We start from the raw sequence: 25,416 nt of genomic DNA on the forward strand, positions 1-25,416 counted from the left end.
AGCGTGATGGCACGGTCGAAAGTGGCTGTCGTCGGTGGTGGGCCCGCAGGCTGTGTGGCCGCCCTGACGCTGCACAAGCTCGGTCACGACGTGGAGGTCTACGAGCGGGAGACGTTCCCGAGGTACCGGATCGGCGAGTCGCTGCTGCCGGGCACCATGTCCATCCTCAACCGGTTGGGCCTGCAGGACAAGATCGACGCGGCGAACTTCGTCAAGAAGCCGTCGGCGACCTTCCTGTGGGGTCAGGACCAAGCCCCGTGGACCTTCTCGTTCGCGGCGCCCAAGATCGCCCCGTGGGTGTTCGACCACGCGGTGCAGGTGAAACGCGAGGACTTCGACCAGTTGCTCATGAACGAGGCCAAGGCGCGGGGGATCCCCGTGCACGAGGCCACCTCCGTGACCGACGTCGACCTGTCCGCCGCCGACCGCGTCACCCTGTCGCTGCGCCGGGGTGACGAGCGTTCCACCGCGGTCGCGGACTACGTCATCGACGCGGGCGGTTCCGGCGGTCCGATCAGCCGCAAGCTCGGCGTGCGCCGCTACGACGAGTTCTACAAGAACTTCGCCATCTGGTCGTACTTCAAGTGCCCCGACCCGTTCAAGGGCGACCTGCGCGGCACCACGTACTCGATCACGTTCGAGGACGGTTGGGTGTGGATGATCCCGGTCGCGGACGGCCTGTACAGCGTCGGCCTGGTCATCGACCGCTCCCGGGCGGCCGAAGTCCGCGAGATGGGCGCGGAGGCGTTCTACCGGGCGACGCTGCCCAAGGCGAAGCGCGCGATGGAGATCCTGGGCGACGCCGAGATGACCGACGAGGTCCGCATCGTGCAGGACTGGTCCTACGACGCCGACCACTTCTCCGCCGACCGCTACTTCCTGTGCGGCGACGCGGCGTGCTTCACCGACCCGCTGTTCTCCCAGGGCGTGCACCTGGCATCGCAGTCGGCGGTCAGCGCGGCCGCGGCGATCGACCGGATGACGGCGAACCCGGAAGAGACCGAGGCCGTGCACGCCTGGTACAACCGGTCTTACCGCGACGCCTTTGAGGGTTACCACCAGTTCTTGGCGTCCTTCTACACCTTCGCCTCGTTCACCGAGCCGGAGTCGGAGTTCTGGCTGAAGCGACGCATCACCGAGTCCGACGACGACCGGCTGAGCCGCAAGCAGTGGTTCGACCGGATGTCGCAGGGGGAGGAGGGCGCGCTCGCCACCGCGGTGTCGGACTTCCACGACCGCGCCGCCACGATGATCCGCATCGGCAAGCACCAGCGCCAGGAGCTCAGCGACGAGTTCTCCGAGGAGGAGTTGAACGTCGCCCGCGTGCGCTGGATCGGCGAACTCACCCAGCGGCTCAACAGCATCACCAGGCTGGTCTGGACCGGCAGCAAGGTGATGCTCAAGCCGCACTACAAGGTGGAGCCGTTGAGCCTGCGCTTGGCGCCGGTCCACGTGCTGGCGGACGACGGCGACCAGGACCTCACGCAGTACGCCGTGGGCGAGGACGAGCGGCGGATCTTCCAGGACCTGGCCGAGCAGGGCTTCGGGTACCGCACGCTGGTCAAGCGACTGGGTGCGGTGGGCAAGCAGGAGATCAGCGCGCAGTTGGTCACCCGGCTCATGGAGGCGGGTCTGCTCACCGGCTACAACGCCGACGGAGAGCGGGTGGTCATCCAGAGCAGGCTGCACTTCGGCGGCGTGGGCGTCGAGTACGAGGTCTGAGTCCCGAGCGATCTGCGCGAGCCGGTGCCCGGCGGGACGACGTTCCGCCGGGCACCGGCTCGCACGCTGCGCATCGCCGCGTCATGCCGCCGGGTGTGCGAACGTCCTGGTGAACTGCCGGTGATCGGCTTCGAATGCGTTCGACGGTACTCGAGTGTTCGGGATATACCGGAAAAGCGGGCCGATGCGACAAGCGGACGAGTGGCGAGGCGTGCGCCCGGTGGTTGACGACGACAAAGAAATCGGTACTCCGCATTCTGGGGTTCCTGTTCTTTCTCCCGTGGAATACGGCCGAAGTCGTTTGGTGGCAACGAGTCCGAACACTGGTCCGATCAGGGGATGTTTGAGATGACCCGCCTTGGGGCCCTGGCTTGTCGGAAAGAAACGGGTAATAGTCGGAAGTACAGGTCGCCTAGCATCCCGCTCTCCGCTCGCTCGCGGCTCCGGTCGCGGGCGTTTGGCACGTGCGGGAGCTGGCGACCTGTGTGCCGATCGGAGGAGCCGGTCGGGGAATGGTCGAATCACCGGAGAGGGGGCCGAGGGCGGTTCAACGAGGTCAGAGCCTGTGGGCCACCGATCCCTGACCGACCGTTCGAGCCACTGCGGGCGCGAGGTGGCACATTACACCCAGAGAGGATTCATGTCAGAGAACACCAGCTCCGATCAACTGTCCGCATCCACGGTGGAGCTCGACATCAGCAGTTTGCTCCCCAGCGATTCGCCGCGGTCGAGCACGAATCCAGAGCACGTGCGCACCCTTGCCGAGAGCGGCGCGGAACTGCCCCCGATCCTGGTGCACCGCCAGAGCCTCCGGGTCATCGACGGCATGCACCGCGTGCAGGCAGCCCGTGCGCTCGGGCTGCGCACCATAACCGCGCAGTGGTTCGACGGCGATGATCGCGACGCCTTCCTGCTGGCCGTCAAGCTCAACACTGCGCACGGCCTGCCGCTGAGCCGAGAGGACCGCAAGCGGGCGGCGCTCCGGATACTGCATTCGCACCCCTCCCTGTCCGACCGCGCCATTGCCGCCGCGGCGGGCTTGGGAGCCAAGGCCGTCGCCGCCCTGCGCAGGGCGGCGACGGGGGGTGCCCAGGTGTCGAGGACCGGCCGTGACGGCCGTGTCCGTCCGATGAGCACCGCCGCCGGCCGCGCCGCGGCGGCGGAGGTCATCCGGACCAACCCGAACGCCTCGCTGCGGGAGATCGCCCGCCTCGCGAACATTTCGGTGGGTACCGCGCGCGACGTGCGCCGTCGGCTCGCAGAAGGTCGGGATCTCGTCCCCGGCACCGAACGCTCCCGTCCCACCAGGTCCGATCCCGTCGTAGTGGAACTGGGTGACCACGTGTCGGTGCTCAACGTGCTGTGCAACGACCCGTCCTTCCGCCTCAACGAGGTCGGGAGACTTGTGCTGCAGCAGTTGCACACCCAGTTGCGCCGGATCGAAGACTGGCGCGACCTCGCACCCGGCATCCCTCCGCACGGCCGCGCGGCGGTCGCCGAGATCCTCTCCGGCTGCGCGGACGACCTGCGCCGCACCGCTGACACCCTGCGCACCTACGACATACCGTGCGACTCCAGACCGTCGCCGCAGGCCCGTCCTTTCATCCCGCAGGCCCGCGCACGTCCGAGAGACGGGCACGTGCGGATGTTCCAGCCGGCCACTCCGCGCAGCGTCCAGCCCCCGCGCACGGGCTGATCCTCGTCACATGTGCACGTCTTTCTGGGGGAGGCAGCCGCCGCACCGCCGTTCCGTCGGCCGAGCGGTCTGCTCCGTGATCGCCGAGGCCTGCGGACATGTGGACACACTGGCCGGTGATCGCCCCGTCGGCCACCACCCGCAGCCCGATGCGCCCCACAGCCACCCGGGCAACTGCTTGGTGCGACGGCCGTCCCCCGCCGTGGCAGGCACTCGCGCGTCGCCGCCGATCGTCGTGCTCGCCGCCGGTGGCACCGCGGTGGACCAGGAATGTTCGTCGATCGGCTCGACGGATCGACTTGCCCGATACGGGTCGAGGTCGTGTGCCGCTTGACGAGGGTTCCGCTCACCAGGTGTTCCGCCGGGTCCCGACAAGTGGCGTGGGGCGGCACCACCCGTGCCGACCCACGCCGGTCGCGGTTCCAGCTGACCGCTTCTCGGACCGGGTTCGTCTCTACCGCAGAACAGCGAGATGCCGGGGTTGACCCGGCGTGAGTGGCGCTATGGGCTATCGATGTGGGGCGTGGGCCGGGTTCGCGATGGGAGGGCCAACGGTGTCGGCTGGGGCGGTCGGGAAGGAGGCGTCGCCACCGGTGAGGGCGGTCCAGATGGCCAGGAGCGTCGCAACCAGCGTGACAGCCTCGATGAACCAGCGGGGCAGTGCGTCCAGTCCGAGCGCGGTGAGGATGCGGTGCAGTCGTCCGGAACGGTGGGCGGCCTCGTGTGTCCCGTCGAGGGCGGTGAGGTCGACGCGGAGCGCGACGAAGACCATCACCAATACGAACAGACCCACGTCGGCCAGGGGAATCCAATCAGGAACGCCGCCGTAGGCGCGAGTGAGCAGGAACAGGGTCACGGGTGCGGCGGTGTAGGCGAGTATTAGGGGCAGGGCCTTGGTGGGTCCGCGCCGGCCTGGCAGGTGTCGCCAGGCCATGCCGAGGGCCGCCGCAGCGAGAAGCCACTTGGCGGCTTCCCAGGCGATGGTGTCGACCAGGCTGAGGATGACGGAGTGCTGCCGGCCGACCGGCACCAGTGGGTAGGTGATCCACTTCGTGATCGTCAGGCCGGTGCCGGCGATGAAGGCGGGCAGGGCGACCAGGCGGATGGCGGTGCGTGCGGTGCTGGTCGGGGTGCCGCCTGGACCGGCGGCGATCAGCACGTGGACCGCGGAGGGCGCGGGTCCGCGTGGCGGGCGGTCGGCGTACCACTGCCTTGCCTGGTGCCGCAGGTGTTCGGGGCGCAGGTCGTCGGTGTCGACGGCGGGATGGGCGAGCACCGGAGGCCACAGTTTGGGCCACAGCAGCCAGAACACCGCGATGGCGGCGAACCCCAGCAGCCAGGCCCACCACCAGATGCCCCACAGTTGGACGTCCCACCAGATCGGACCGATCGCGAACAGCACGATCGCGGCGCGCAACGGGGACCGGTGTCCGTGCTCGAACCAGTGCTCGGCCCAGTACCGCCAGACCGCGGCGCAGGTGATCAGCAGCGCCGGCCATGCCGCCTCGTCAAGCAGGTCGAGCGGGTAGTACCGGTAGATCTGCGAGGTGTCACGGAATAGCGGCGGGTAGTCCAGCCACTGCCGGCGCTCTTGGTTGCAGAGCGTGAGCAGCAGCTCCTCCAGGATCAGCACGGTCGCTGCCGTTGCTCCGACCCACCACAGCCACCGAGGTGTGTCCGTGCGGCTGCGCAGCAGCACGAACAGCGCCTTGCCCACGCCGACCACCAGCAACAGGCTGATGGTGAAAGCCGCGGTGGCGGCTGCGGCGTCGGTCAGCCAGGTGCGTCCGTTCGACTGGTCGGGAACGGTGAGGGCCAGCGCGGCGGCACCGGTGACGGCCAGTGCCGCCACTGCCGTCCGGGGCAGCCACCACAGCAGCGCCGTCGACGCCAGCAGCACCAGGAGGATGGCGTCCGCGATCCAGGCGATCACCGGCCAAGCAGGTGCGTTGGTGGGAAGTACGGCGTCGATCACGGCCTGGGTGCCCGCGATCACCACGAGGTAGGGCAGTGGGCGGACGGCCCGGCGGGCCCGGCGGGCGGACACCGACTCGAACGATGCGGCCGGTCCGCGTGGCGCGCGAACGTGCCACCGCACGACCAGGCAGAAGATCAGCGCTGACAGCCAGTACACGCCCCAGGTGAAGGGCTTGTGCATGCGGTCGGTGGCTCGAGCGGTGGTGGTGCTGCGCGCGTCCGGGCGCAGTTCGGCTGATACCACCCGGTATTCCAACGAGGTCGTCAACGCGCCGTCACGGGAGGCGGTTGGGACGGACCGCGGCCACTGCAACTGCGTCCCGTCCGACTCGGCCGACCGCCACGGTCGCGGTGCGGACAGCCATCTGTCCGGGGCGATCAGCGTGACCTCCCAGGCGGCGAACCGCAGACCGATCGGGGAGTCGACGGCCAGCCGCCACGGACGACCGGTCGTGTCGACCTGGACGCTGGTGAAGTCGGCCCAGGCGGTGGACTGGTGCACGACGTCCGTGGTGGACCGGTGGGTGATGACCACGACTCCTTCGCCAATGACGACAGCAGGTGGCGAGTTCCGCACCTCGGACGGCGACCGGTCGGGTCCCAGCAGGCACGCGAACGCGGTGCGGCCGGACTCGCTCTCGGTGCCGGCGAGCAGATTTTCCACCCCTGGCACCGCGCGCGGCACCGTGATCCGCACGTCACTGGTGATCCGGGGGTAATCCAACCCGGCCACGGCCACTTGCACCCGCAGGTCCACCTCGGCCTCCCGGAATGTGCCGGGATCGCACGCGGATGGCCGTCCCTCGTCCGGACCGTGCGGTGCCGCGAACCATCCCGCGCCGATCACTGCGACCGCGGTCATGATCAGGACGAACAGGACGGTGGGTGACCAACGGCGTAGCCATCCCCGGGCGGACCGCCACCCTGACGGACGGACGTTGGCCAACGCGTGCGGTGACGATCCGGGGCGCCGTATGCGGTGGACAAGTGCGGCAAGCGAACGTCGCACTGCCTGCAACGGATGTTTTCGCAGTTCGGCCGGCAGGACGCGGCGGGCACGGGCACGACGCGGGGGTAATCCCACAGAACGACCTCGCTACGGGGAGGAACGGCGGACGTCACCTTCATCGGTGCGAAACGACGTCGGCGTTAGCCGTCTTGCGATGACCGCAACCGCCGGAAGACCACCGGTCCTGGAGGTGGTCGCGGTTCTGCCTCGGCCGCGCTCTGCGGGAGCGCTCCAGGGCCGCGGGCATAGGCGCGATGTGGGTGCAGTCAGTCGATCGCCTGCCCGCGTGCTGGAGCCGCCCGCGCCCGGTCTGGTCAGGTGGGGGAGCGGCACCGCCACACCTTGATCAACACGCGGTCGGAGGTGATCGCGGAGACCCGGCCTTACATCGGGAAGAGGCCGGCTCGGTCACACAAGTGGGCCGAGCCCTTCTTCGCCGGCTGCGGTCAGGCGGGTCGTTGCATCACTGAGAGACGCCCTTAAGGGGGATTCCGGGTTCATGCGGGTATTCGACTGGTGTGTTACCTGGAGACGGCTCGGGGACTGCCTTGGTGGTGAGTGCCGTGATGTTTGCTGCCGGTTGGTGACCAGGTGTCGTGGAGTTAATTCGAACGGGTGGGTGTCCCTCTCGTACGAGTGGTCAGTCTTGGGCGGGGTTGGGCGACTTGCTATACAAGGTTCGCGTGGTCGTTGGCGGATGTCGAGGGGAAGGGCATTTGGGGTGCGGCTGTGACTCGAGGTGCGGAACCGGGGCAGCGCCGATCAGCTGTCATGGATGAGTCGCCTGCTCGGATGACCCGACGGTGGTCGAGAACGCGTGGCGCAGGCTTGCGAGCGTGGCGAAGGTGGATTCGGTCAACAGGTCTTCCGGAAGCCTGACGCCATAGGTGTTCTCCAGTTCGGAGAGCAGGGTCACCATACCCACGGAGTCCAATCCTGCCGAGCGCAGGTCGAGATCCGCGTGCAACTCGTCCTGTTCCGCGACGAAGGGTAGATGGGTCCGGGTGATGGCTTCGAATCGTGCATCCAACATGGGTGGAAAGGTAACACATATTCGATCGCGCCCCCGGTGGGAGAAGCGCCCGGACCGGTGATGTCCTGAGAATGGGAAACGTGTACGAGTTTGAGGGTGAACTTGTCGGGGTCGCGTCGGTGAACTCCTTGTCCGCCCGTTTCCTCCGGGGTTTGGCGATTTCCCCCGATCGGTGTGCGGTGGGTGACGCGGACGGGGTTCTGAGCTACCGGGCGGTCCATCGGCTGGCGTTGTGCTGGGCGGGCACGCTTCTCGCGCGTCCACCGGTACGTCCGCGCGCGGTGGGGGTGCTGGCTTCGGGCGCGCACGGCTACGTCGGAGTCCTCGCCGCGCTGTACGCCGGAGCGGCGGTTGTCCCGCTGGAGCCGGACTTCCCGGTTGCCAGGACCGCGCGGATGATCGACGCAGCCGGTGTGTCCGCCCTGGTCGTCGACGCGCGGGGGCGGGACCTCGTGCCCGGACTGCTGGCGGAGCGCCCCGACCTGACCGTCCTGTGCGTCGACGGCCTCGCCCCGGGCGGTGCGGGTGTCGTGCCCGACCCCGCGTCGGCGTTGGGCCGGCCCGAACCGGTCGGCAGCAGCGACACCGCCTGCGTGTTGTTCACCTCGGGATCGTCCGGCAGCCCCAAGGGGGTGCCGGTTTCGCATGCCGGCGCAGCGCACTACTTCGGCCTGCTGGACGCGCGTTACGACTTCACCCAGGACGACGTCTTCTCGCAGACCTTCGGCCTCACCTTCGACTGCGCGCTGTTCGACCTGTTCTGCGCGTGGGGTGCGGGCGCATCCGTGGTGAGAGTGCCCGCGACCGCCTACAGGGACCTGCCCGCGTTCGTGGCCGACCGGCGGATCAGCGTGTGGTTCTCGACACCGGGCACGATCGGTGTGGTCCGGTCCACTTCCGGCCTGTCACCTGGTTCGATGCCATCGCTGCGGTGGAGCCTGTTCGCCGGAGAGGCGCTGCTCTGCCGGGACGCCGCCGACTGGGCCCGTGCGGCGGGGAACTCCCGCTTGGAGAACCTCTACGGACCAACCGAGTTGACGGTGACCATCACGGCGCACCGGTGGGCCGGCGATCGGTCCGCCGAGGCGGCGGTCAACGGTGTGGTGCCCATCGGCGCGGTCCACCCGGGGCACCCCTACCTGCTGCTCGACCACCGCGGACAGCCGTGCGCCGACGAGGGCGAGCTGTGCGTGAGCGGCCCGCAGGCCATTTCCGGCTACGTGGACGCCGAGGACGACCGCGATCGGTTCCTGCGCCTCGACGACCGTTCCTGGTATCGCACCGGCGACTGGGTGCGGCGGCTCGTCGACGGTGAACTGGCCTACCTGGGGCGGATCGACACGCAGGTGCAGGTGCGCGGGTGGAGGGTCGAGCCGGCCGAGGTCGAGCACGCGCTGCGCGGCTGCGAGGGGGTGCTCGACGCGGCGGTCGTGGGCGTGTCGACCGGGCGGGCCGTCGAATTGGTCGCCTTCCACACCGGACTCCCGCGCTCCCCGGTGGTTCTGGCGCGTCAGCTCGCGGCGGTGCTGCCCAGGGGGATGGTGCCAAGGCACTACCGGCACCTGCCGGAGTTGCCGCGCAACGCCAACGGCAAGGTCGACAGGGGCGCGCTGGCACGCACGGCCGTCGACCTGGCCGCGAACGCGGGAACGATCCCGCACGCCCAGTCCGCCGGCCGAGTGGAGTTCGTTGATGGATGACGCCGTGGGTGGGGCTCGTCGCGGCCCTGGCCGGAACGTGGCACGGGAAGGCGACCTGCTGGCCGTGGTCCGTGAGCACGCGGTGGCGGCGCTGCGCGCAGCCGATTTGGACGTGCCGGCGGACCTGCCCGCCGACCGCTCGTTCCGCGACCTGGGCTTCGACTCCCTGGCTTCGCTGGACTTGCAGGCCAGGCTGGTCGAGGCGACCGGGGTGGCGCTGCCCGCCACCGCGGTCTTCGACCACCCCACGCCGGGCGACCTGGCCCGCCGCCTCGGCGCTGAGCTGCGCGGCACCGGCGACGAGTCGGTCGAGGAGCGCCGGTCGACACCTGCGGACAGCGATCCGATCGCCGTCGTCGGCATCGGTTGCCGGTACCCCGGTGGTGTGGCGTCCGCGGAGGACCTCTGGCGGCTGGTGGACGCGGGGCGTCACGTGATCTCGGGTTTCCCGACCGACCGCGGCTGGGACCTCGACGGGCTCTTCGACTCCGACCCGGGCAAGCCGGGCAAGTCGTACGTCCGTGCAGCCGGTTTCCTGACCGACGCCGCGCGGTTCGACGCCGACTTCTTCGGTATCGCGCCCCGTGAGGCGCAGGCGATGGACCCGCAGCAACGCCAGCTGCTCGAAACGTCGTGGGAGGCGTTCGAGCGGGCCGGGATCGACCCGACCACGTTGCGGGGTAGCGCGACCGGGGTCTTCGTCGGCGCCGAGCCGCAGGAGTACGGCCCACGGCTGCACGCGGCAGAGGACGGGCTTGACGGCTACCTGATGACCGGGAACGCGCTGAGCGTGGCCGCCGGGCGGGTGGCGTACGTGTACGGCCTGCACGGGCCGACCTTCACGGTCGACACGGCGTGCTCCGGTTCGCTCGTCGCGATCCACCTCGCGATGCGGTCGCTGCGTGCGGGGGAGTGCGCACTGGCGCTGGCCGGTGGCGTTGCGGTGCTCGGCGGTCCCGGCACGTTCACCGCGTACAGCCGTCAGCGGGCGTTGGCTCCGGACGGCCGGTGCAAGGCGTTCGCTGCCGCCGCGGACGGCACCGGGTTCGCCGAAGGCGTCGGTCTCCTGGTGCTGGAGCGGTTGTCCGACGCCCAGCGCAACGGGCACGAGGTGCTGGCCGTGCTGCGGGGTTCCGCGATCAACCAGGACGGCGCCTCGAACGGGCTCACCGCGCCCAGCGGGATCGCGCAGCGGATGGTGATCCGGACCGCCCTGGCGGACGCCGGGCTGCGGGCGTCCGAGGTCGACGTCGTCGAGGCGCACGGCACGGGAACCACGCTGGGCGACCGGATCGAAGCGCACGCCCTGCTGGCGACGTACGGCCAGGACCGGGACGTTCCGCTCGAGCTCGGCTCGGTGAAGTCGAACATCGGCCACACGCAGGCCGCGGCCGGCGTGGCGGGCGTGATCAAGATGATCATGGCGATGCGGTACCGGGTGCTGCCGAAGACGCTGTTCGTGGACGAGCCGTCACCGCAGGTGGACTGGTCGACCGGAGCGGTGCGGCTGCTGACGGAGGCGACCGCGTGGGAGAGCGACCGGCCGCGGCGGGCCGGGGTGTCGTCGTTCGGGGTGAGTGGCACGAACGCGCACGTGATCGTCGAGCAGCCGCCGGCGGAGCACGCACCGGTCAGGCAGTCGCTCACCGAGGGACCGGTCGTTCGGAGCGGGCCGGCCGGTCATGTGCCCGTCGACCGGGCTCCCGTCCTGCGCGAGCGTCCCGGATCGGCGATCCCGTGGGTGATCTCGGCCAAGAGCCAGGCCGCACTGCGAGGTCAGGCCGAGCGGTTGTCGGCGTTCGCGGACGGCCGGGACTCGGTGGACATCGGTTTCTCCCTGGCGTCCACCCGGGCGGTGTTCGACCGTCGCGCGGTGGTGATCGGCCGGGACCTGGCGGAGCTCCGGGCGGGACTGGCGGGGATCGAGCCCGGCGGACCGCCGGGGGCGCCCGGCAGGCTGGCACTGGTGTTCCCGGGCCAGGGTTCGCAGTGGGCGCGCATGGGCGCGCAGCTGGCGGAGGAATCGCCGGTGTTCGCGGCACGACTGACCGAGTGCGCGGCGGCACTGGAACCGCTGGTGGACTGGTCGCTCCTGGACGTCCTGCGCGATCCCGACGGCTCGTTGCTGGATCGGGTCGACGTCGTCCAACCCGCCTCGTTCGCGGTCATGGTGTCGCTGGCCGCGCTCTGGAGTTCCGTCGGCGTGAAGCCGGATGCGGTGGTGGGGCACTCCCAGGGCGAGATCGCCGCGGCCGTCGTGTCCGGCGCGCTGTCCCTGGAGGACGGCGCGCGGGTGGTGGCGCTGCGTTCCGGGGCGATCGCCCGGTCGCTGGCCGGGGCGGGCGGCATGGTGTCGGTCCGCCTCCCTGTCGCCGAGGTCGAGTCGCGGTTGCCCGCCGGTGCATCGATCGCCGCGGTCAACGGCCCCGGCTGGGTCGTGGTCTCCGGTGACCCGGCCGGACTGGACACCCTGTTCGAGGAGCTGTCGGGCGAGGCAGGGGCCGAGGGCGCGCGGGTCCGTCGGATCGCGGTGGACTACGCGTCGCACTCGGCGCAGGTGGAGCAACTCCGCGAGGAGTTGCTGGAGGCGCTGGCGCCGATCACCCCGCAGGTCCCGGAGATCCCGTTCTTCTCCACCGTGACGGGTGGATGGCTGGAGTCCGCGGCGACGGATGCCGAGTACTGGTACCGCAACCTGCGGCAGCGCGTCCTGTTCGCCGACGCCGTCGAAGCCCTGTCCGCGCAGGGTTTCACCGCGTTCGTGGAGTCGAGCACGCACCCCGTGACCACTCCCGCGATCGCCGAGACCGCGGACGCGGTGGTCGTGGGCACCCTGCGTCGGGACGACGGCGGGCTGGACCGGTTCCTGCGTTCGGCCGGCGAGCTGTGGGCCGGTGGCGTCGACGTCGACTGGACCGCGACCTTCCCCCCGGACGCCCGGCGGGTCGACCTGCCCACGTACGCCTTCGACCGGCAGCACTACTGGCTCGGCAACACCGATGCGGGCGGCGACGTCTCGACGGTCGGGCTCACCCCGACCGATCACCCGCTCGTCGGTGCGGTGTTCCCGCTCGCGGAGGGGGGCGCTGTCGCGCTCACCGGACGCCTGGACACCCGCACCCACCCGTGGCTCGCGGACCACGTCGTCGCCGGGCACATCCTGTTCCCCGGCACGGGGTTCGTGGAACTCGCCATCCGGGGCGCGGACGAGGTCGGAGCCGGCGCGGTCGAGGAACTGACCCTCGTCGCCCCGCTCGTGATCCCCGCCGTCGGGGGAGTGGTCGTGCAGATCGTCGTCGACGCCCCGGACGAGGGTCGCCGCAGGTTCGCGATCTACTCCCGCCAAGCGGGCGCCCCGGCCGACCAGCCGTGGGCGCAGCACGCAGTCGGCTTCCTCTCGGCGGTGGTCCACCCCGCCGGTTTCGACCTCACCCGGTGGCCGCCGGCGGGTGAGCGGGTGGACGTCGGCGACGCCTACGCGGAATTCTCGGAACAGGGCTACGACTACGGTCCGACGTTCCGAGGGCTGCGCGCGGTGTGGCGTGCGGACGGGGAGGTGTTCGCCGAGGTCGTCCTCCCGGAGGGCGTCGAGGCGGGCGGGTTCGGCCTCCACCCGGCTCTGCTGGACGCCGCGTTGCACGCGATCGACTACGGGCGGCTGATCGAGCCGGTGCCGAACGGCCTCCCGTTCACCTGGAACGGGGTGTCGCTGTTCGCGCAGGGCGCGACGTCGCTGCGGGTGAGGGTGACGACCGCCGGCGCCGACGCGGTGGCGGTCGAGGTCGCCGACGCCACCGGCGCCCCGGTGGCGTCGATCGGATCGTTGGTGATCCGGCCGATGAGGTCGCCGGTCGGCGCGGCCCGGGATTCGTTGTACCGCTTGGACTGGCGTGTCCTGCCGGACGCGGCGACGGGCGGGTTCGTCGGCATCGAGGCGCTCACCGCCGCCGGCACGGAGTTCGTGACCGTCGCGGCGGATCCGAACGCGTCCACGCCGGACAACGCGCACCGGTTGGTCAAGGAGGTGCTCGGCCGCCTCCAGCGCTGGTCGGCCGACTCCCGGCTCGTCGTGGTCACCAGGGCGGCGGTGTCGGTCCGCGGTGAGGACGTCACCGATCTGGCTGCGGCCGCGGTGTGGGGACTGGTCCGCTCGGCGCAGTCCGAAGAGCCCGGCCGGTTCGTGCTCCTCGACGTCGACGAGCACCCCCTGCCCCTCGCGGACGTCCTTGCCGCCGTGGAGTCCGGCGAGACGCAACTCGCGGTCCGCGCCGGCCGCGTGCACGTCCCGCGGATCGCACGTGCCGAGGCCGGTGAAGCGTGCCGACCGATGAAGCCGGACGGCACCGTGCTGATCACGGGTGGCACCGGTGTGCTCGGCGGCCTGGTCGCCCGGCACGTCGTCGCCCACCACGGCGTGCGACGGTTGATCCTCGTCAGCAGGCGCGGAGCGGACGCACCCGGTGCCGAGGAGCTTCGCGCCGAGCTGACCGGACTCGGCGCCGAGGTGACGGTCGCGGCCTGTGACGTGGCCGACCGGGAGATGCTCGCCCGAGTGCTCGACGAGGTTCCCGCCGAGCACCCGCTCACCGCCGTCGTGCACACGGCGGGCGTGCTCGACGACGGGGCGATCCCGTCGTTGACACCGGAGCGGGTGGACGCCGTGCTGCGGCCCAAGGTCGACGCCGCCTGGAACCTGCACGAGCTCACGGAAGGCGCGGACCTGGCCGCGTTCGTGCTGTACTCCTCCGCGACCGGGATCGTCGACGGCGCCGCGCAGGCGAACTACGCCGCCGCGAACGCGTTCCTCGACGGCTTGGCCGCCCATCGCAGGGCACACGGCCGTCCGGCGACGTCGCTGGCGTGGGGGTTCTGGTCCAAGCGCACTGGCCTGACCGAACACCTCACCGACGCGGACATCGCCAAGATGGCGCGGTCGGGCGATCGGGGCCTGACCGTCGAGCAGGGACTGGCCCTGTTCGACGCCGCCCTCGGGGCCGACGACGCGCTGCTGCTCCCCGTGCTGCTCGACACGACCGCGTTGCGTGCTCGTGGTGCTGAGCTGCCGCCCGTGCTCCGAGGGGTGGCGCCGGTGGCTGTGCGCCGTGCCGCCACCGGCGGTGCCGGTCCGTCCGTTCTTCAGGGACAGCTGGCAGCTCTCACCGAGCACGATCGGGAACAGTTCCTGCTCGACCTCGTGCGCGGCCACATCGCCTCGGTGCTCGGGCACGGTGGGACGGACCTGATCGAGCCTCGCCGTGCTCTGAAGGACCTCGGGTTCGACTCGCTCGCCGCGGTCGAACTGCGCAACCGGCTGAGCCGGGCGACCGGGCTCACGCTGCCCGCGACCCTGGTGTTCGACCACCCGACCGCGGTCGCGCTGGTCACCTCGCTGCTGGACAGGTTCTCCCCGTCGGCTGCCACTCCCGTGCCGCCGCCCCCGACCGTCGCGCGCGGCCACGACGACGATCCGGTGGTCATCGTCGGGATGAGCTGCCGGTATCCCGGCGGGGTCGGCTCGCCGGACGACCTGTGGGATCTGGTCGCCCGGGGCGTGGACGCGGTCTCGGGCTTCCCGCGTGACCGGGGTTGGGACGTCGACGGGGCCTACGACCCCGAGGTGGGCAAGTCGGGCAAGACCTACACGCGCGAGGGCGGCTTCCTAATAGACGCCTTGGACTTCGACGCCGAGTTCTTCGGCATCCCCCCGCGCGAGGCGCTGGCGATGGATCCCCAGCAGCGGGTGATGCTCGAGGTGTGCTGGGAGGCCGTCGAACGGGCCGGTATCGATCCCTTGTCCCTGCGCGGCAGCCAGACCGGCGTGTTCGCCGGGGTGATGTACCACGATCACGAGCTGCGGTTCACCGAGATCCCCGAGCGGGTCGCCGGCTACCTGGGCAACGGCAGCACGGCGGCCGTGCTGTCGGGTCGGGTCGCCTACGTGCTGGGACTGCACGGCCCGGTCTTGTCGGTGGACACGGCCTGCTCGTCGTCACTGGTGGCGCTGCACCTCGCGGCCCGTGCGCTGCGTTCGGGGGAGTGCTCGCTGGCCTTGGCGGGCGGCGTGACCGTGATGAACACCCTGGCCACGTTCATCGACTTCAGCCGGCAGCGCGGCCTGGCGCCCGACGGCCGGTGCAAGCCGTTCGCCGACGCCGCCGACGGCACCGGGTGGGCCGAGGGCGCGGGCGTGCTGGTGCTGGAGCGGCACTCCGACGCCGTGCGTCACGGGCACCCGGTCCTGGCCGTGCTGCGCGGATCGGCGGTCAACCACGACGGCGCGTCCAACGGACTCACCGCGCCCAGCGGCACGGCGCAGCAGCGCGTGCTCCGGCAGGCGCTCGCCGACGGCGGGTTGGCGCCGTCCGACGTGGACGCGGTGGAGGCGCACGGCACCGGCACCACCCTCGGCGACCCGATCGAGGCGCGGGCGCTGCTGGCCGTCTACGGTCGCGACCGGTCCGGCGCGAACCCGTTGTGGCTGGGTTCGGTGAAGTCGAACATCGGGCACACCCAGGCCGCTGCCGGCGTGGCCGGTGTGATCAAGATGGTGCAGGCGATGCGGCACGGATCACTGCCCGCCACCCTGCACGTTGATCGGCCTTCGCGACACGTGGACTGGTCCTCCGGCGCGGTGCGGCTGGTCACGGAGCCGGTGCCCTGGCCCGGGGTGGACCGGCCCCGGCGGGCAGCGGTGTCGTCCTTCGGCATCGGTGGCACCAACGCCCACGTGATCGTCGAGCAGGCGCCGCCCACACCGCCCGTCCCGCCGCCGAACGAGCTGGGACACCCGGTGCCGGTGCCGCTGTCGGCCAGGACCGCGGGCGCGCTGGCAGCACAGGCCCGGCGGCTCTGCGACCTGCTGGACCGCGAACCGGACCTCACACCGCTCGACCTCGGCGCATCCCTCGCCGACCGCACGCGGTTCGAGCACCGGGCGGTGTCGGTGGTCGGGGACCGCGCCGGACTGCGCACCGCGCTGGACGACCTGGCGCACCACCGGGAGAACGTCGGAGTGGTGCGCGGCACGACCACGCCGGGCGGACTGGCGGTGCTGTTCCCGGGCCAAGGCGCGCAGCGGATCGGCATGGGCGCCGGGCTGGACGCGGCGTTCCCGGTGTTCCGCGACGCGCTGGACGAGGTGGCCGAGCACTTGGACGCCAGCCTCGAACGACCGCTGCGGGCAGTCCTGTCGGCCGAGCCCGGCTCGGCCGACGCCACCCTGCTGGACCGCACCGACTTCACCCAGGCCGCGTTGTTCGCGGTCGAGGTGGCGCTGTTCCGGCTGGTCGAGTCCTGGGACGTGCGGCCGGACCACGTCGCCGGGCACTCGGTGGGTGAATTGGCCGCCGCGCACGTGTCGGGCCTGTTGTCCCTGCCGCACGCGGCCGGCCTGGTGGCCCTTCGCGGCGAGCTGATGCGCCGACCCGGTTCGGCGGGGACCATGGTCGCGATCCAGGCCGCGGAGGCCGAGGTCGTCCCCCTGCTGGCCGGTTGTCCCGACGAGGTGTCGCTCGCGGCGGTGAACGGCCCGCTCGCGGTCGTGCTGTCGGGGACCGAGGAAGGGGTGTCCCGGATCGCCGACCACTTCGGCGCGATGGGGCGGCGGACCCGCCGGCTGCGCGTCGCGCAGGCGTTCCACTCCCCGCTGGTGGACCCGGTGTTGGCAGAACTGCGCGCGTTCGCCCGGACCCTTCCGCACGCCGAGCCCCGCACCGGCTTGGTCTCCGCCGTCACCGGCGCTCCGATCACACAGCCACCGCCGGACCCGGGGGAGCACTGGGCACGGCACGCCCGCGGCACCGTCCGGTTCCACGACTGCGTCCGCGCCTTGGCGGAGCTGGGTGTGGACACGTTCCTCGAACTGGGGCCGGGAAGTGCGCTGTCCGCCGCCGGACCCGAGTGCCTGCCGGACACCGACGCGCTGTTCGTCCCCGCGATGGGCGGTCGCCGCGCTGAACCCGACGAGCTGATCACCGCACTGGCCCGGCTGCACACCCGCGGCGTCGAGGTGTCCTGGCGGCGATTGCCCGCCGGCCGCGGTGCCCGCCGCGTCGACCTGCCGACCTATCCCTTCCAGCGGCGGCGCTACTGGCTCGACGCCGACACCGGTGGCGCCGACCCGACCGCTCTCGGTCAGACCCCGGCGGCGCACCCGCTGCTGGGGGCGGTGCTGCGGGCGGCCGTCGGCGACCGGGTCGTGGCGACCGGCCGGATCTCCGCCGCCACCCACTCCTGGCTGGCCGATCACGTCGTGTCCGGTGTGGCCATGCTGCCCGGCACGGCGGTGGTCGAGCTGGCGTTGCGGGCCGGGGCCGAGTTCGGCTGCCCGACGCTGCGCGAGCTGGCGCTGCACCGCCCGGTCGTCCTGCCCGACCGCGGTGCGCTGGCCGTCCAGGTCACCGTGGACGCCCCGGACGACACCGGTCACCGCGCGGTCGCCGTGCACTCGAGGCCGCAGGACGCGCCCGCAGACGCGCCGTGGACGCACCACGCCGGCGGGGTGCTGTCCGCTGATCGCCCGTCGGTCGCGGTGCCGGCGGAATCCTGGCCGCCGCCCGGCGCGTCCCCCGTGGACACGACCGGTCGCTACGCGGAGCTGGCGGCGCGCGGGTACGACTACGGGCCGGTGTTCCGCGGGCTGCGCGCGGCCTGGCGGCGCGGAGACGAGCTGTTCGCCGAGGTGGCCCTGCCGGAGGGGGCGGACACCTCCGGGTTCGGCCTGCACCCGGCGTTGTTCGACGCGGCGCTGCACGTCCTCGGCCTCGGTGACGGTCCACGTGATCCGAGTGGCACCGGCGGCCCCGACGTTCCCTTCCTGTGGACCGGCGTGACGCGACACGCGGTCGGCGCCACCGCGCTGCGGGTCCGGATCAAGCCGGTCGACCACGACCGGGTGCGGCTGGTCGCGACCGACCCGGCGGGGCAGCCGGTCGTCTCGGTGGCCGGACTGGTGTCCCGCCCGCTGGCGGTCGACCGGCACGTCGCCGTCAACGGGTTGTTCCGGATCCGGTGGACCGAGGTCGACACCCCACTCCGGAGCGCCCGCGTGGTGGTCTTGGGCGAGCCCGTGTTCGGCTCTGCGATCCCGGCCTGCCGCACCCTCGCCGCCGTCGACGGCGTGACGCCGCCCCCGGACGCCGTGCTGGTACCGCTCGCCCCGCCGGCCGGTGACGTCCCCGAGGCGCTGCGCACGACGATCGTCGAAGTGCTGGCGGTGATCCGCGAGTGGCCGGCCGTCGACCGCATGCCCGGCCGCAGGCTCGTGTTCGTCACCTCCGGCGCCGTCGCGGTCGCCGAGGGGGACGGTGTGACCGATCTCGTCGGCGCGGCGGTGCGCGGTCTGGTGCGCGCGGCGGAGGACGAGCACCCCGGCCGCTTCGCGCTGCTGGACCTGCCCGACTTCTCAGGTGACGCGGTGCCATGGGCGGCGGCGGTCGACGAGCCCGAGGTGGTGGTGCGCGACGGCAGGGCGCGGGTGCCCCGGTTGGTCAGGGTCGCCGGTGGCGGCGCGGGGCCGGGCGGGCCGGCCTTCGGCGACGGCGCCGTGCTGGTGACCGGCGCCACGGGTCTGCTCGGTCGCGCGGTCGTACGCCACCTGGTGACCGCTCACGGCGTTCGGGACCTGGTCCTGCCGGGGCGACGCGGTGCCGCCGCGCCCGGCTTCGCCGAGCTGGTCGCGGAGCTGACCGCGGCTGGAGCACGGGTCGAGGCACCGGTCTGCGACGTGTCCGACCGCGCCGCGCTGACCGAGGTGCTGTCGGTGTTCTCCGGACCGGGTGTACCCGGTGCCCGCAGGCTGACCGCTGTTGTGCACGCCGCCGGGGTCGTGGCCGACGGTGTGGTGGACGCGCTGACCCCCGAGCAGGTGGACGCCGTGCTCGCGCCCAAGGCCGACGCCGCCTGGCACCTGCACGAGCTGTCCGCCGGGCACGACCTGTCCGCGTTCCTGCTGTTCTCCTCGGTGGCTGGCACGGTCGGCGGGGCCGGGCAGGGCAACTACGCCGCCGCCAACGCCTTCCTGGACGCCCTGGCCGCACATCGGCGCGGGCTGGGCCTGCCCGCCCTGTCGGTGGCCTGGGGTCCGTGGGCGGCCACCGCGGACGCGGCCGGGATGGCTGGTCGGCTGGCCGGCGCCGAGGCCGCCCGCGTGCGGCGTTCGGGGTTCGCCGACATCACCGCGGCCACGGGCCTGGCCCTGCTGGACGCAGCCCTGTGCGAGTCCGACGCCGTGCGGGTGGCGGCCCCGTTGGACAACGCCGCGCCGCCTGCCCCGGGCGTCGCGGTCCCCGCCCCGCTGCGTGACCTGGTCCGCCCACCGGTCCGGCCGGCGGCCGGCGAAGCCGTGCCCCCGACCGCACCCGACGACCCGGCCGCGCACCTCGCCGCGATGACCCCGGCGGAACGCGACCGCCACCTGCTCGACTTGGTGCGCACGCACGTCGCCGACGTGCTCGGGCACGATGGCGTCGACGCGGTCGGACCCGAGCGCGGGTTCACCGAGCTGGGGGTGGACTCGCTCGCGGCGCTGGAACTGCGCAACCGGCTCGGCGCGGCCACCGGTCAGCGGCTGCCCGCCACCCTGGTCTTCGACTTCCCCACGCCCGTCGCCGTCGTCCACCACCTGGTGGCCGAGATCGGTGATCCGCCCGCCGCGGCGCGGGCGTGGGAGAAGGCTCTGGCCGAACTGGAGTCCGCGCTGGCCTCGGCCCACCCGGTGGAGCCGGACGGCCGGGTGGCGTTGGCGGCGCGTTTGACAGCGCTGTTGTCCGCCGCCGACCCGGCCCGCGCGGAGCCGACCGCCCCGGATCTCGCCACCGCGACGACCGACGAACTGCTCGACCTCCTCGACCGGGAGTTGAACGTTCCGGTCGAGGACCGACCCACCACCCCGTCGGACTCCGCCCGGGGGATCTGAATGACCGCGTCGAGCCGCAGCGGTGGCCGCCTGTGGCGAGACGGGCGTGGACGTTCCGGTCGTATCGCGGCAGTGCCCGGCGGACAGGTCCGAGCGCGTCCGGGACGACGAGGCGGCCATTCCTCCGGAGCCACCGCGGCGAGCACCCGACGAGCCACACCCCATCGCCCTGGGCATCCGGGGCGCGAACCCCGGACAACATCGACGTGAGGGAGCACCCATGACGGAGGAGGACCGTCTCGTCGGCTACCTGCGACGTCTCACGGAGGAACTGCGCGCGGCGCGGACCAGCCTGCGCGAGGCGGAGGAACGGGCCGCCGAACCCATCGCGGTGGTCGGCATGAGTTGCCGCTACCCCGGCGGCGTGCACACCCCCGAGCAGTTGTGGGACCTGGTGGTCGGGGGCGTGGACGCGGTGTCCGACTTCCCCCGTGACCGGGGGTGGGAGGTGGAGGGACTCGGAGGGTTCCTCCACGACGCGGCCGAGTTCGACCCCGACCTGTTCGGCATCTCGCCGCGCGAGGCACTGGCCATGGACCCGCAGCAGCGACTGGTGCTGGAAACGGCCTGGGAGGCGTTCGAGCGGGCCGGTGTGGACCCGAGGTCGTTGCGCGGCACCAGGACCGGGGTGTTCGCCGGGGTGATGTACCGCGATTACGGCGCGCGCGTCCGGGACGCGCCGATGGACGTGGACCGCTACCTGGGCAACGGCAACGCCGGCAGTGTGCTGTCCGGGCGGGTGGCCTACGCGTTCGGCCTGGAAGGGCCGGCGGTGTCGGTGGACACGGCGTGCTCGTCGTCGTTGGTGGCTGTGCACTGGGCGGCGGCTGCGCTGCGCCAGGGCGACTGCGACCGTGCGCTCGCCGGTGGCGTCACGGTGATGTCGACCCCGGAGACCTTCGTGGACTTCCAGCGCCAAGGTGCTCTCGCGGCGGACGGCCGGTGCAAGCCGTTCTCCGCCCGCGCCGATGGTGTCGGCTGGGCCGAGGGCGCCGGGTTCCTGCTGCTGCAGCGGCTGTCCGACGCCCGACGCGACGGGCACGAGGTGCTGGCCGTCATCCGCTCGACCGCGGTCAACTCCGACGGTGCCAGCAGCGGGCTCACCACGCCCAACGGACCCGCCCAGCAGCGGGTCATCCGACTGGCCCTGGACCGGGCGGGGCTGGCCCCGGCCGAGGTGGACGCCGTGGAGGCGCACGGCACCGGCACCGTGTTGGGCGATCCCGTCGAGGCAGGCGCGCTGTTCGCCGCGTACGGCGCCGACCGGCCGGGTGACCGGCCGCTGTGGCTGGGTTCGGTGAAGTCGAACATCGGGCACACCCAGGCGGCGGCGGGCGTGGCCGGGATCATCAAGATGGTGCTGGCGATGCGGCACGGCGTGCTGCCGGCGACGCTGCACGCCGACACCCGGTCCCCGCACGTCGACTGGTCGGGCGGTTCGGTCCGGCTGCTGACCGGGCCGGTGCCGTGGCCGGACACCGGAAGGCCGCGCCGGGCCGGGATCTCCGCGTTCGGGCTCAGCGGCACCAACGCGCACGTGATCCTGGAACAGGCCCCGGTCGCCGAGCCCGTCCCGGTGCGGACCGCCGCCACCGCCGTGACGCTGCCCTTCGTCCTCTCCGGCACGGACGACAACGCGGTGCGCGCCCAAGCCGAACGGCTGACCGACCACCTCGCCGGACACCCGCAAACCGACAACCCGGCACTCGCCGACATCGCCTGCTCCCTGGCGACCACGCGCGCCCTCCTCGCGCACCGCGCGGTGGTGCTCGCCGCCGACCGCTCGTCCTTGGCCGCCGGCCTGCGTGCCGTGGCCTGCGGCGCGGAAGCACCCGATGTGGTGCGCGGCACCAGCGTCGCCGACGAGCACCCCGTGTTCGTCTTCCCCGGCCAGGGGACGCAGTGGGAGGGCATGGCCGCGGCCATGCTGGGCGGCGACCCGGTGTTCGAGGAGTCCCTGCGCGCCTGCGACCGCGCGCTCGCGCCGTTCCAGGACTGGTCGGTGCTCGACGTGCTGCGCTCCGAGGGCTCGGCGCTCACCCGGGTGGACGTGGTGCAGCCCTTGCTGTGGGCGGTGATGGTCGCGCTGGCCGAGCGCTGGCAGTGCTGCGGCGTGCGGCCGGCCGCCGTGGTGGGGCACTCGCAGGGCGAGATCGCCGCGGCGTGCGTCGCCGGGGCGCTCACCCTGGCCGACGGCGCATCGGTGGTGGCGCTGCGCGCCAAGGCCGTCGCCGAGCGCCTCTCCGGCCGGGGGGATGGGCTGCTGTCGGTGGCCATGTCGCCCGAACGCGCCCGGCGGCGCATCGCCGGCGGGATCACCGTGGCCGCCGTCAACAGCCCGGACTCGACGGTGCTGGCCGGACCGGGGCCGGACCTCGACGCGCTGCTGTCCGACCTGACCGCCGAAGGCGTGCGCGCCCGACGCCTCCCGGTGGACTACGCCTCGCACTCGCCCGCCGTGCGAGCCGTCCGGGAGCGGCTGACTGCCGACCTGGCCCGGATCGCGCCGTCGCCGACCCGGACGCCGTTCTGCTCCACGGTGACGGGGCAGCCGATCGGCGGCGAGGAGCTGGACGCCCGCTACTGGTACGACAACCTGCGCAGGCCGGTGGACTTCGACCCTGCCGTCCGCGCCCTGCTCGCCCGAGGGCACCGGACCTTCCTGGAGATCGGCCCCCACCCCGTGCTCACCCCGGACATCGTGCGCATCGCCGACGACGTGGGCGTCACCGTGCGCACGGTGACGTCGCTGCGCCGCGGAGAAGGCGGCCCCGACCGTTTCACCGCAGCCCTGGCCGAGGCCCACGCGAGCGGCGTCCCGGTGGACTGGTCCCGCGTGTTCGCCCCGCTCGGCGCGCGGAAGGTCGCCCTGCCCACCTACCCGTTCCAGCGCAGGCGGTTCTGGCTGGACGCCTCGATCGGCGCACCGGACGTGCGCGCCGCCGGCCTGGAGGAGACCGCGCACCCACTGCTCGGCGCGGCGACCCCGGTGGCGGGGACCGGACGCGTCGTGCTGACCGGGCGGCTTTCGACGATCGCGTACCCGTGGTTGGCGGACCACAGGGTGCGCGGCGAGACGGTGTTCCCCGCGACGGGGTTCCTCGAACTGGCCGTGCGTGCCGGGGACCGGGTGGGGTGCGCCTCCGTGGCCGAGCTCGTGCTCACGCGACCCCTCGTGCTGCCCGCCGGCGAGGGGGTGCGCGTGCAGGTCGTGGTGGAGGAACCGGAACCGTCCGGTCGGCGCGCCATGAGCGTCCACTCCGCATCCCAGGACGACCACGACTGCGCGTGGACCGAACACGCTCGTGGTCTGCTGACCGCCGAGGCGAAACCGCCGCCCGCCGAGCCGGACCAGTGGCCGCCCGCCGGCGCGGTGCCCGTGCCGTTGGCGGACCTGCACCAGCGGCTCGCCGTTCTCGGCTTGGAGTACGGCGAGGCGTTCCGCGGCCTGCGAGCGGTGTGGCGGCGCGGCGGCGAGGTCTTCGCCGAGTTGGCGCTGCCCGAGCACCTGCGTCCCGGGCTCGAACGCTTCGGCGTCCACCCGGCGCTGCTCGACGCAGCCCTGCACGCCGTCGCGCTCGACGGGCCCGAGCCCACTGCCCGGCTGCCCTTCGGCTGGAGCGGGGTGGCGCTGCACGCGACCGGCGCGGCCGAACTGCGGGTCCGCCTGACCCCGAAGGGTGATCACGCGCTCGCCCTTTACGCCTGGGACCCGCTCGGCGAACCGGTGCTGTCGGTGGACGCCCTCACCCTGCGGCCGGTGAGCGCGCCGGCGCGGCACGCCCCGGACGCGTTGCACCGCCTGGAGTGGCGTCCGGTCGCACTGCCGTCGACGCAGCCGGCGCCGTGGGCCGAGTTCGACGACCTGACCGACGACGCCCCGGTGCCGGACGTGGTCCTGCTGCGGTGCGCCGGGCCCGCGACCGGACCGGCAGCGTCGCACGACCGGACCCGGCACGTGCTGGACCGGGTGCGCGGATGGATCACCGAACCCCGGTTCGCCGCCGCGACGCTGGTGGTGCTGACGACGTCCGCGATCGCTGCCCGCCCGAACGACGACGTCACCGACTTGGCGACGGCTCCGGTCTGGGGCCTGGTGCGGTCCGCGCAGGCCGAGCACCCCGGTCGGTTCGTGCTGATCGACTCCGACGACCCGGATGGGCCGGTCGACACCGTGCTCGCCGCCGTCGCCACGGGGGAGCCGCAACTCGCGCTGCGGGTCGGGGCGGCGTGGGTGCCGCGGCTCGCGCCGGCGAGCTTCGACGACGCGCTCGTGCCACCCGACACGCCCTGCTGGCGGCTCAGCGCCACCGGGCCGGGAAGTATCGACGGGCTCGCGCTGGTGCCCGCACCCGAGGCGGAAGGGCCGCTCGGCCCCGGCCAGGTCCGCGTGGCCGTGCGCGCGGCGGGCGTGAACTTCCGGGACGTGCTGGTCACCCTGGGCGTGGTGCCCGAGCACGACCGGCCGATCGGGAGCGAGGCCGCCGGTGTGGTCCTGGAGACCGGGTCTGGCGTGTCGGACTTCGCCCCCGGTGATCGCGTGCTCGGCCTGTGCGGTGGCGGGTTCGGACCGGTCGCCGTCACCGACCACCGACTGCTGGCGCGGATGCCGGAGGGCTGGTCGTTCTCGGACGCGGCGTCCGTCCCGCTGGTGTTCGCCACCGCCCACTTCGGGCTGTCCGACCTCGGCCGGTTGCGCCCCGGCATGTCGGTGCTCGTGCACGCGGCGACCGGCGGGGTCGGCATGGCCGCAGTCCACCTCGCCCGACACCTCGGGGCCGAGGTGTTCGCGACGGCCGGCGAGGGGAAGTGGGGCGTGCTGCGCGCCCTGGGCGTGCCCGACGACCACATCGCCTCCTCACGCACCCTCGACTTCGAGCAGCGGATCGGGGCCGCCACGGGTGGGCGCGGGGTGGACGTGGTGCTCAACTCGTTGGCGGGGGAGTTCGTGGACGCGTCGCTGCGCGTGGTCGCCCCCGGCGGGCTGTTCCTGGAGATGGGCAAGACCGATCTCCGCGACCCCGACGCGGTCGCCGAGGCCCACCCCGGGGTCGTCTACCGGGCCTTCGACCTCATGGACGCCGGTGTCGACCGGGTCGGGGTCCTGCTCGGCGAGGTGCTGGCGATGCTCGACCGCGGCGCGCTGCCCCGCCTGCCGGTGGACGTGCGGGATGTTCGGCGCGCACCGGAGGCGTTCCGGCTGATGGCGGCGGCCGGACACGTCGGCAAGCTCGTGCTCGCCGTGCCCAGGAGCTTGGAGACCACCGGCACGGTGTTGGTGACGGGTGGGACGGGTGTGTTGGGGCGGGTGGTGGCGGCGCATTTGTTGCGGGGGCATGGGGTTCGGCGGGTGGTGTTGGCGGG

At 72.6% G+C, this 25,416-nt stretch carries 5 protein-coding genes and 2 pseudogenes; 5 read left to right on the top strand and 2 right to left on the bottom strand.

Going from position 1 to position 25,416, the window contains the following annotated elements; all coding sequences use genetic code 11:
* Positions 1 to 21 precede the first annotated feature (21 nt).
* Together cmlS and OQ02_RS37370 are read left to right on the top strand one after the other, a co-directional pair.
* Positions 22 to 1,722, top strand: a pseudogene (gene cmlS, locus OQ02_RS37365) (chloramphenicol-biosynthetic FADH2-dependent halogenase CmlS); the annotation flags it as partial.
* A gap of 640 nt (positions 1,723 to 2,362) precedes the next feature.
* On the top strand, positions 2,363 to 3,418 hold the full coding sequence (locus OQ02_RS37370; protein WP_081916216.1) for a ParB/RepB/Spo0J family partition protein: 1,056 nt from the start codon (positions 2,363 to 2,365) through the stop codon (positions 3,416 to 3,418).
* 508 nt (positions 3,419 to 3,926) lie between these two features.
* On the opposite strand, the gene OQ02_RS37375 is transcribed toward OQ02_RS37370, so the two are convergent.
* Positions 3,927 to 6,257, bottom strand: a complete 2,331-nt coding sequence (locus OQ02_RS37375) for a DUF6185 family protein (protein ID WP_033443419.1) — start codon at positions 6,255 to 6,257, stop codon at positions 3,927 to 3,929.
* Positions 6,258 to 7,173: 916 nt separating this feature from the next.
* Positions 7,174 to 7,437, bottom strand: a complete 264-nt coding sequence (locus OQ02_RS37380) for an acyl carrier protein (RefSeq protein ID WP_033443420.1) — start codon at positions 7,435 to 7,437, stop codon at positions 7,174 to 7,176.
* Between the two features lie 71 nt (positions 7,438 to 7,508).
* Between OQ02_RS37380 and OQ02_RS37385 the strand changes: the two genes are divergently transcribed.
* The 3 genes and pseudogenes from OQ02_RS37385 to OQ02_RS37395 form a co-directional block, all read left to right on the top strand.
* Positions 7,509 to 9,137 carry an AMP-binding protein gene (locus OQ02_RS37385; protein WP_051773284.1) on the top strand — a complete coding sequence of 543 codons (1,629 nt, stop codon included), beginning with the start codon at positions 7,509 to 7,511 and terminating at the stop codon, positions 9,135 to 9,137.
* Positions 9,127 to 20,052: an SDR family NAD(P)-dependent oxidoreductase gene (locus OQ02_RS37390; protein ID WP_442973734.1), complete on the top strand. Its 10,926-nt coding sequence runs from the start codon at positions 9,127 to 9,129 to the stop codon at positions 20,050 to 20,052. Before OQ02_RS37385 ends, OQ02_RS37390 begins: the two co-directional genes overlap by 11 nt.
* Positions 20,053 to 20,272: 220 nt before the next feature.
* Positions 20,273 to 25,416, top strand: a pseudogene (locus OQ02_RS37395) (type I polyketide synthase); the annotation flags it as partial.

Origin of the sequence: Saccharothrix sp. NRRL B-16314 (assembly GCF_000716595.1) — a bacterium.
In the GTDB taxonomy this organism is placed as follows: domain Bacteria; phylum Actinomycetota; class Actinomycetes; order Mycobacteriales; family Pseudonocardiaceae; genus Actinosynnema.

Coding starts and splice junctions, on each gene's coding strand:
- OQ02_RS37380 (WP_033443420.1), bottom strand. CDS start 7,437: ATGTTGGATGCACGATTCGAAGCCATCACCCGGACCCATCTACCCTTC.
- OQ02_RS37385 (WP_051773284.1), top strand. CDS start 7,509: ATGGGAAACGTGTACGAGTTTGAGGGTGAACTTGTCGGGGTCGCGTCG.
- OQ02_RS37370 (WP_081916216.1), top strand. CDS start 2,363: ATGTCAGAGAACACCAGCTCCGATCAACTGTCCGCATCCACGGTGGAG.
- OQ02_RS37375 (WP_033443419.1), bottom strand. CDS start 6,257: ATGACCGCGGTCGCAGTGATCGGCGCGGGATGGTTCGCGGCACCGCAC.